The 1,048-nt window shown below is 67.7% G+C and carries 1 protein-coding gene and 1 pseudogene; both read right to left on the bottom strand.

Features of this window, described 5'->3' with window-relative positions; translation table 11 throughout:
• Positions 1–350, bottom strand: a pseudogene (locus tag ACZ5CR_RS47290) (glycosyl hydrolase family 95 catalytic domain-containing protein); the annotation flags it as partial.
• Positions 351–449: 99 nt separating this feature from the next.
• The coding region (locus ACZ5CR_RS47285; RefSeq protein ID WP_468870258.1) for a glycosyl hydrolase family 95 catalytic domain-containing protein at positions 450–1,048 on the bottom strand (599 nt) is incomplete at its 5' end.

Here is a 1,048-nt window from a genome sequence, read left to right as displayed (position 1 = left end):
TCGAGCATCGACTGCGCCGCCGAGAGCGGGCTCTCCAGGGCGAAGTTCCTGCCCTCCCGGTACATGGTGTTGACCGTCATCGCGCAGTCGGCGACCACCTTCAGGTCGGTGAAGAAGGTCAGGTGGTCCAGGGCCTTCTCGGGCTCCTCCATCACCGAGTACATCGAGGACGCGATCGCGTAGCTGTAGCCGTGCCACAGGTTCTGCATCGAGACCCAGTGGTCCATGCTGCGCCGCATCACGTCCCGGTCGCCGGGCCGGTCCCAGCTGCGCTCGCGGAGCGGATAGAGCCACAGCAGGTGCGAGTGGTGGCGGTGCGAATCGGCGAGCGGGACGTCCTTGCCGATCATGACCCCGGCGGCCGGGTCCTCGGCGTACGGCGTCAGACGCGTGGCGATGTCCTGCCACTGCCTCGCGCGCGGGTGGTCGGTCTTCAGGAGACGGGCCGTCTACAGGAGGGTGCGGGCGCCCCAGCGGATCAGGGAGAGGTCGTAGGTGCAGTCCGCCGCGTTGGCGTACTCCGGAGAGCGCGTCTCCAGGAGGTGCAGTTTGCCGTCGGGGCCCTCGTGCAGGAAGTGGGCGTAGAAGTTGACCGCCTTCGCGAGGATCGGGAAGAGGACGTCGCGCAGGATCTTCTTGTCCATGGAGTGCTGGTAGGCCTGCCAGACGCTGTGCATGGCCCAGGTCAGGTTTCCGAAGTTGTCGGAGATGTGGTCGCTGCCCGGTGCCCCGACGTCGTAGGTGTCCCCCGCGCGCAGCTGCCAGTCGGAGGGGTGGCCGAGCGCGTAGCTCTCGCCGTCGCGGTACGCGGCCGGGACGGAGGTCGGCAGGTTCTTTTCGAAGCGGGCGAACGTGCTGGTGACCGAGTCGAGTTCGGGGTGGTTGGAGCCGTGGACGGGGGCCATGCCGATCTGGACGTTGAGGTTCCACCACACGGCGGTCCAGTTGTTCCCAACCTCGGGGAACCACGGGCCCCACTCGGAGATCGTCGGGCCGCCGGAGCGGGTGGACGCGGCCAGCTTGTAGAGCTGGGCGAGGTAGAAGGACT

The organism is Streptomyces sp. NPDC031274 (assembly GCF_055570235.1).
The sequence above is the reverse complement of the archived record's forward strand: the minus strand, read 5'-3'. Positions and strand labels throughout refer to the sequence as shown.